At 73.0% G+C, this 930-nt stretch carries 1 protein-coding gene; it reads right to left on the bottom strand.

The window, feature by feature from the left end:
- Positions 1-840: serine/threonine-protein kinase (locus E2E34_RS34680; protein ID WP_138905764.1), on the bottom strand; the 840-nt coding region annotated here is incomplete at its 3' end.
- Between the last annotated feature and the right edge of the window lie 90 nt (positions 841-930).

The raw sequence follows: 930 nt of genomic DNA, 5'->3' as shown, positions 1-930 counted from the left end.
GCCGTGCGCCGGCAGCAGCGGGGCCAGCGCCTCGTACACCTCCTGGGCGGAGGAGGGGCGGTGCTGCGGGTCCTTGGCGAGCAGACGCAGGACCAGCGCTTCGAGCGGCTCGGGGATGTCCTGGCGGAGCTGGCGCACGGGCAGCGGCGGCTCGTACAGGTGGCGGTGCAGGACTCCGAGGACGGTGGAGCCGGCGAAGGGCACGTTGCCGCTGAGGAGTTCGTGCATCAGGACGCCGAGGGCGTAGAGATCGGTGTACGGGCCGACCGCGCCGCCCATCGCCTGCTCGGGCGCCATGTAGGCGGGGCTGCCGATGGGCGAGCCGGTGTGGGTGAGGCGGGTGGTGTCGGTGTCGAGGACGGAGGCGACGCCGAGGTCCAGGACGGTGATCGTGCCTTCGGGCTTGACCATGACGTTGCGCGGCTTGAGGTCGCGGTGGACGATCGGCACCGCGTGCACGGCGGACAGCACCGCGCACAGCTGGGCGGCGACAGCGACGGCCCACGGCCACGGGTAGGGGTCGTGTTCGGCGAGGTGGTCGGCGAGGTCGGCGCCCTTGACGTACTGCATGACCAGGTAGAGGTCGTCGTCGTCGCTGCCCGCGTCGTGGACGGTGACGAGGCCCGGGTGGTCCACCTGGGCGGTGACCCGGCACTCGCGCACGAAGCGGCGGCGCATCTCGTCGGCGGCGGTGGCGGCGGCCATCCGGTCGGGGCGCAGCAGCTTCACGGCGACGCGGCGGTCCAGGCGCTGGTCGTACGCCGTCCAGACCTGGCCCATGCCGCCCTGGCCGATGACGGTGGACAGCTCGTAACGCCCTGCGATGATCCGTCCGTTCACCGGTCCCGGTCACCCCGCTGGTCCTGGCGCAGGAGGTCGCTCAGCTCGTCGAGCTCGGCCCGGACCTGGTCCACGCGGCGGGGCTGCTGG

It is taken from the genome of Streptomyces albidochromogenes (assembly GCF_005981925.1).
Taxonomy (GTDB): Bacteria; Actinomycetota; Actinomycetes; order Streptomycetales; family Streptomycetaceae; genus Streptomyces; species Streptomyces albidochromogenes.
The sequence above is the reverse complement of the archived record's forward strand: the minus strand, read 5'-3'. Positions and strand labels throughout refer to the sequence as shown.